Origin of the sequence: Mycobacterium intermedium (genome assembly GCF_002086275.1) — a bacterium.
GTDB classification, from domain to species: Bacteria; Actinomycetota; Actinomycetes; order Mycobacteriales; family Mycobacteriaceae; genus Mycobacterium; species Mycobacterium intermedium.
Map to the genome: position 1 here is coordinate 1 of NZ_MVHT01000156.1, position 6,774 is coordinate 6,774.

At 62.4% G+C, this 6,774-nt stretch carries 8 protein-coding genes; all 8 read right to left on the reverse strand.

The window, feature by feature from the left end; genetic code table 11:
* Positions 1–48 precede the first annotated feature (48 nt).
* Positions 49–354: a Rid family hydrolase gene (locus tag BST27_RS29230; protein ID WP_079220276.1), complete on the reverse strand. Its 306-nt coding sequence runs from the start codon at positions 352–354 to the stop codon at positions 49–51.
* 135 nt (positions 355–489) lie between these two features.
* The gene (locus BST27_RS29235; RefSeq protein WP_232007478.1) at positions 490–1,020 is read right to left on the reverse strand and encodes a cupin domain-containing protein; all 531 of its coding nucleotides are present in this window, start codon (positions 1,018–1,020) and stop codon (positions 490–492) included.
* A gap of 242 nt (positions 1,021–1,262) precedes the next feature.
* Positions 1,263–2,195, reverse strand: a complete 933-nt coding sequence (locus tag BST27_RS29240; protein ID WP_232007479.1) for an NADP-dependent oxidoreductase — start codon at positions 2,193–2,195, stop codon at positions 1,263–1,265.
* Between the two features lie 102 nt (positions 2,196–2,297).
* Positions 2,298–3,764 (reverse strand): dihydrolipoyl dehydrogenase family protein, encoded by a 1,467-nt coding sequence (locus BST27_RS29245; RefSeq protein ID WP_069422581.1) that lies wholly within the window; start codon positions 3,762–3,764, stop codon positions 2,298–2,300.
* Positions 3,761–4,228, reverse strand: coding sequence for a hypothetical protein (locus BST27_RS34225; protein WP_079220275.1), 468 nt, complete (start codon positions 4,226–4,228; stop codon positions 3,761–3,763). The genes BST27_RS29245 and BST27_RS34225 overlap by 4 nt, the downstream gene beginning before the upstream one ends.
* Positions 4,225–4,659 (reverse strand): cupin domain-containing protein, encoded by a 435-nt coding sequence (locus tag BST27_RS29255; RefSeq protein ID WP_069422582.1) that lies wholly within the window; start codon positions 4,657–4,659, stop codon positions 4,225–4,227. Before BST27_RS29255 ends, BST27_RS34225 begins: the two co-directional genes overlap by 4 nt.
* A gap of 28 nt (positions 4,660–4,687) precedes the next feature.
* Positions 4,688–5,608 carry an NADP-dependent oxidoreductase gene (locus BST27_RS29260; RefSeq protein WP_069422583.1) on the reverse strand — a complete coding sequence of 307 codons (921 nt, stop codon included), beginning with the start codon at positions 5,606–5,608 and terminating at the stop codon, positions 4,688–4,690.
* A 700-nt stretch (positions 5,609–6,308) separates the two neighbouring features.
* On the reverse strand, positions 6,309–6,774 hold a 466-nt coding region (locus BST27_RS33315; protein ID WP_249025734.1), incomplete at its 5' end, for a hypothetical protein.

The window sequence follows — 6,774 nt, forward strand, 5'->3', positions numbered from 1 at the left end:
TTTTCTACAATAATGATCGAAGGCACTCAGCACTTGGAATGCGCTCACCTATCGACTATGAACGCACGCTGCGTGCCACCACGGAAGCAAGCTAACCGTGTCTACTTTTTCGGGGGAACCCCAGTAGACAATGTCGGTGAGCTTGGCGCCGGCTTTGCCGAGCGCGTCTTCAACGTTGGCCCAGCACTGGCGAGCTTCGTCGGTGAAGTCGTCGGGCAGAGTGCCGTCTTCCTCCAGCCCGGGCGTTCCCGAGACGAAAATTTGTGTGCCGCGGCTGGATACGGCGACCGCATCGGCATATCCGGGAGCGATGTGGGCGCCCACTCCGGTGAAGATCCTGTTCATGGTGGTCATCGCAAACTCCTTGGTGGTGTGATTTTCGGCGTGTGCGGGTGTGCGAGTGCGACGGGCGATGACCTCCTCACACTCCATGCACAACTTCACGCCGACATCGATTGGTAATGAAAGGATTCAGAACCCGGCACCATTTCAGATCGGCACACCAGGGAATTTCAGATCAAAGCGTTTGCATAGCTCCGGCACACTGTCGACATCCATCTCCAGGTCGTAGCGCGCGCAGAGTTCATCCAGGGCCTCTGTCGATATTTTGTCCACACCACCGCGGTCAGAGAGCTCGTCGAAGAACTGCTCAAAACCTGCGGGGGAAATGATCTCCAAGATGCGCGCGGGCTCATCGCCTGCATTCCAGAATGTATGCCATTGGCCGCGTGGCTTGAGAATGAAGTCGCCAGGTCCGCCGTAGAGCACCTCATCACCGAGCAATGCGCCTACGCGTCCCTCGATGATCCAGCTGTATTCATCTTCGTTGTGGTGGCGATGAAGCGGCGACGCCAGCGCTCGGGGGGACATCGGATGCTCAAGGACAGAGAACCGCCCGCCCGCCTGAACCTTATCGACGATGTGGCGGACACCGATCGTCCCAAGGAACACCGACTTTCCTTCCGTGCGGCCGACAGACTTAGCTGGCGGACCGCCCGGCCTCAAAATGTCGTTCGTCACGGCATCTTCTCCTCAGTAACGCTGCGTGATTTCGTACCGATCCCTCAGTTGGGGCAATCACACACGGCCCAACCTGCCTCGTTCACGTTGTATCGAGACTGCGGCGAGACGGGGTGAGCTGTCATCACCCCAACCACTTGTTCACCCGGGTGAGCTGTGCAGTCCGCGGGAAGCCGTCCGAGCTACTGACTACCTGAGATGAAAACTCCTAGTAGCGTAGGGTTTTGGAATTACGCGGCCGTTCAGGCGGCGGTTGCCGAGAATGCCACCCCGTTGGGCTCGTGGCCGGCGGCGACTCGTTCGAGGGCGCAAGCAATCTCATCCAGGTTGCAGGAACGCGGGGTCGGCATACTTAACCGATGGGAGCCGAGTAACGCACTCAGCCGCTCGAGTTGAGCGCCATCGGAACGGACGTAGACCGCCGTTACGCTGATGCCGCGGGTAGCTGCGGGCGGATCGGGGGTGATGGTGGCCAGTCGGCCACCATCGGCAAGTACGGTCATCGCAGCAGCAGCACCCCCTGGGACGGCGTTGGCGACGGCCTCAACGGAACCGTTCCCCAACGCCTTTGCGTGTTGCGGCCACAGTGGATCGCGGTAGTCGACCACGTCACGGGCACCATTTGAGCGGACGCGGTCGCGGCTGCGGACGCCAGCGGTGGCGATCACATCGACGCCACGCATAGCGGCCAGTTGGACAATCAGCCCGCCGGTGATTCCACCCCCGCCGTGAACGAGCAACGTTTCTCCACCGTGCAGGTTTAACGCCTCGCCCACCACCTGCTCGGCGGTCAAGGCCGGCACCGGGAAGACCGCCGCAGTCTCCCAGGAAATTTCGGGCGGTTTGCGGGCGAGCGATGCAACGGGTGCGATTACAACCGGTGCCCACGTGCCTTGGTCGAGCAACGGCACGGGGTGGCACAACACCTCATCGCCCACTCGGAATCCGCTCCGACCGGCACCGACGGACTTGATGATTCCGGAGGCCTCGACACCGAGCGCCAGCGGCGGCCGCGCGCCGACATCCCAGCCGCCGGTGCGGATTACATTGTCCCAGTTCCCAATCCCGGCGCTGCGAATGTCGATTAGCACCTCATCGGTTGCTAAACGTCGCGGCACGTCAACCTCGAACGTCTCCACTTTGCCGCCGAGCGTGCGGACCCCCGCTACGAGCATGATGATGGTGAAACGCGCAGATCGAGAAGGACGAAGTAAGCCATTGCGGTTCCTCTCAACATCCGAGGTCGAATGCGTCTGTTAAATAGAGCGATTCAGTTGCTACTCTTCCTTACCGGCTGGCCTCGACCTTACGTAGCGGGCCAGTTCGGTTTCTTCGGCGAGCAGCGGATCCCAGACCTGATTGACTGTCGGATGCGGCGCGACAGCATGGCGTAACAGACTGGTGGGTATCTTTGCGAGGACGGCCAGAGTCGCCGCTTGCGCCAATTCGGAGAATTCCGGGCCGACGAATGTCGCTCCGAGCAAAGTGTTGGTCGAGTCGTCAATGACCAGTTTCGCCCATCCATCGAAGCCATCGCGGTACAGGGCGAGGTGTGACAATGTGCCGGGGTAGCGGGCAGTTCGCGTCCTTACCGCGAACCCCTCTGCGCGGGCCTGTTTTTCCGTTCGCCCCACCCGGACCACTTGCGGCTCAGTGAAGATGACCTGAGCCCGGCTTTCGGCATCACGGGCAGCCAACTCGTTCTCCCGCAATTCTCGCCCCGCGGCCCGGGCCGCGATGATTTCGGCGACGAGATGGCCGTGGTAAGTGGAGATATGAGACAGCCGCGCGCGCCCCGTGGTATCTCCCAAGGCGTAGAGCCAGCCGTTTGCGATGCCAATCGCCTGCAAATGATTGTTCACCCGAATGGGTCCGCCGCCGTGCAGGCCAACGGTTTCCAACCCTAAGTTGTCGGTGTTGGTGAGCCGTCCGGCGGCCAAGACGATCTCGTCTACCTCAATGGTCCGGCCGTCAAAGGTTGCGGTGAGTGGCCCATCCGCAAGGGGGCGGGTTACCCCTGCCAGTTCGGTGTGAAAGTGAATTGCGGCGCCTTTGCTTCGCAATGACTGTGCCACCAACTCGCCGGCTTCGGGTTCGCAGTCGCTGAGCAGGCCACCCCCACGTACCACAAGCGTTACCGCCGAACCCAAACCGGTGAGTATGGTCGTGAACTCGACGGCGACCGGACCACCGCCGACCACCAGTGCGCGATGTGGTACTTGCGTCATGGCCGTCAAATCCCTATTGGTCCACGGACGTGCTTGCGCCAAACCAGGTATCTCCGGCACGTTAGGACGAGTGCCAGTGGCCAGGACGACCGCGTGGCGCGCCTCCAATACGGCCTCGCCGTAATCGGCACACGTCACGCGCACCGCTCGTTGGCCGCTCAACCGGCCGACCCCGTGGAACACCGCTACGCCCACTCGCCGCAATGATGCCAGTCGGTCGTGATCCGAGTGATGTTCGACGATCACGTCGCGCTTTGCGAGCACGGCCGCGACATCCGGTTGTTTTCCCGAAATTGTCTCTCGCACACCAGGGACCGACCTCGCAAGGTTGAACACCTCGATGGGGCGAAGGAGGGTCTTGCTCGGATTGCAGCCCCAGTAATGACATTCCCCGCCGACCAGCCGATCTTCGACGAGGGCCACCGCAAAGCCTGCCGACGCAAGCTTGCGCACGGCTGCTACACCGCCCACCCCGCCACCTACGACGACCACATCGAAGTCTTGGCCAGCTTTCATTTCGGATGATCGCCATGCACAGCTGTATTCGGATGAGTCTGACCGGCACGACTGATTGTCGGCGATGTTGTGCCAATTATCGCGTAAGCCGCGGCTGCGCTAGCTGCGGAGAAGACGCTGTGGCTAAGCGGTGCCTCAGCACCGAGGGATACAGCCATTGCGGTTCCAAATGTGAGGAGCACCAAGCAGGTCGCCGCGCCGACGAGTTTCGGCCGCCAACCGGTTAAGAGCAGAACTCCCAAGGTTGTTTCGATGGCGGTGACGGCCCAAACCAGCACGGTCAACATCCATCCGGAAACGCTTGGTACCAGCTGCTGGGCATAATCGGCGAAGGCGCTCATACTCCCCCAGCTGCCCTGTCCGAACGGCTCCCACCAACCAGATCGGTCTGCGACAGCGGATAGAAACGCCGTCGCGAGTGATACGCGTAGTGCTATCTGGACAACGCGGATCAGGCCGCTCATCGTTGCGCGTCGTCATCCGTAGTGAGTGGGCTGTCTCCGGTATCGAGCAGGAATACCGCCAGCAATTCGGCGGGTTCGATGTCGCTGGCGTTTTCGCTGATCGTGTGGTGTGCGCCGGGTGCTTCACTCCACGTCTCGCCAGGGTGGTAGACGCGGGCAGGCTCACCTTCGAGTTGACTGCGAATCGCTCCCGAGATCACGTAGGCCATGATGAACGCCGACTTGGCATGGTGGTGAGCCCCGCTCTTGGCACCCGGCGGATAGCTGACCGTCACCGCTTGCAAGGATTTGCCCGGAACATTGGTAGGTTGATCGAAAACTGGCCGCACTACCGGGTTTTGATCAGACTTCTGCGGCGTCGGATCGGCATGAGCCGCAGGCGCCAGCATAGCCGTAGCGATCAGTGCGGCGAAAGATCGGATGGGGCCCATCTCGGCTGCCTTTCCCTAGGATTCCTCCTCAGTCTTCGGCTACGCGCAGGATGGTCTTGCCAGGGATGCGCTTGCCGGGGGCGAATGCAGCGGCAGCTTCGGCTAGTGGCAGCACGGCACCCACCACCGGCTTGAGGCGCCCATCGCGCACTCGGGCCGCGAGGTCGGCTAGCTGGTTGCGATCAACTTCGACAAGAAAGAAGACCGCTCGCCCATCGCGCGGTTGCGTCTTCGGCGGCTCGGCGATGGTGACGAGCGTTCCGCCGGCCCGCACGAGCTCGGCCGAACGGGCGAGAACGTCTCCGCCAATCACGTCGAACACCACATCTACTTCGCCTGCTTCCTCCAGCTTTTCGGTATCCAGGTCGAGGAAGGTGTGCACGCCGAGCTCTGCGGCCCGGTCTCGGTCTGCGGCCCGGCCCGTACCAATCACGCGCGCACCGACCTCGCGAGCGAGTTGCACAGCGATCGATCCAACCCCTCCCGTGGCGCCGTGGATCAGCACCGTTTGTCCGGCGGTGAGGCGGCCGTGGTCGAACAGGCCCTGCCAGGCGGCCAATCCGGAGATCGGCAGCGCTGCGGCCACCGTGTGGTCGATATCGAACGGCAGCGGCGCAAGATTTCGGGCTTCCATCGCCGTGTATTCCGCGAGCGATCCGTTGCGGGCCCAGTCAACCAGGCCGAATACCCGCTGTCCTACGCTTAAAAGCGTTGTGCCGTAGCCTAACTCAACCACCACACCAGACAGCTCATGGCCGGGCACGCTCGGTGTCCGATCATGACCCGAGCGATCGATCCAAGTATGCGGCCAGTCGAGCTCTCCGCGTGTGAAGCCTGCGGCATGCACCCGCACGACGACCTCGTTGTCGGCCGCCTCTGGGTAGGGCAGGTCTGTCAGCGACAAACCGGCGACACCGGCGTCACGATCTGAAATGGTGATGGCTCGCATTACGAGTCCTTCCTGCTGTGGATTGTTGTGGGGTCAGCCGCGTTCTGCGGTTGTACGCTGACGAGCTCAAGACCTAGGTCACGGACCCGGTCGAGTAGTCCGTAAAGCTGTGACTGATCACGTATTTCACCGGTGAACACGGTTTCGGTCGCACCAGCCACCAGGTGCATTCCTTCTAATGCGGACCCGAGCCGCTCCGTCAAGCGGCCCCGAATGCCGATCCGGTACATCGTCGGCTGCATTTGCCCTCCGCTCGCCAGCTGCTCAGTCAGCGTTCACCGGATTGGGGTGAGTCGTCATCACCCGCCGTGCGAGTTCACCCGGGTGAGTGCAAGCCCGATGGGTCATCTTGTTGGCTCCGGGTTGAGGGCCGGCGCGCATGCCTCGCATACCTGCCCACCCCTCCGGTCAGCGAATCTTGAAGATTCACTTGCCTTTTGGTGCGTACTTGCACATGACGGGCACGGCTGGCCGGGGCGGCCGCGCGCCGGTCGCGCCGCCATCGAACGATCGGTTGGCCCGCGCATCGCCGCCCTGCGTCGCCTACCCAAACAGCTGGCCAGACCCGCCGCGACCAAGGACCCCGCACTAATGGCGGCTGCAACGCCGAAATCGACTAGCTGACCAATGATTACCATGAGGATCGCGTAATCCCCTGCTACCACAGCCACAAACAGGGACACAAAGCGTAATCGGCTCCTCATGGCACCCCCTCGTGGCCAATCGGCCGCACCGCGAACACACTCCGCAGGTACCCTGTCGGTCGACCGCAGGTCGCGCACGCCGGTCGAGTGCCACATCGGGACGCAACCTCGCGTTTGTCGCCGACGTACGTCGCCATCGCCCACTGCACAACAGCCAGGCAGGGCTGACAGAGCGTCTCGACGAGGTCACCGTCTGGGCTTAACCCCATCTGGTCGCAGCCGTCGACCGCATGTATCTCTACGACCGCCACCGCCGGCGCCCCGCAAGTGGTGCCACCCGACAACCCCTGGGCGCTACATGCGGGCTGCAGCGCGTGCAGTTGAGCTTCGATCGCCGGGACGGTGTCTGACGGCGCATCTTGTTTCCGATGCGCCCAACGGCGGGTGTCAATGGCCATCTGGAAGTCCCCGTTTTTGGCCAGGAGAAGTCCCCGCCCCTGAGCGGGTGATTGGCTAACTCTT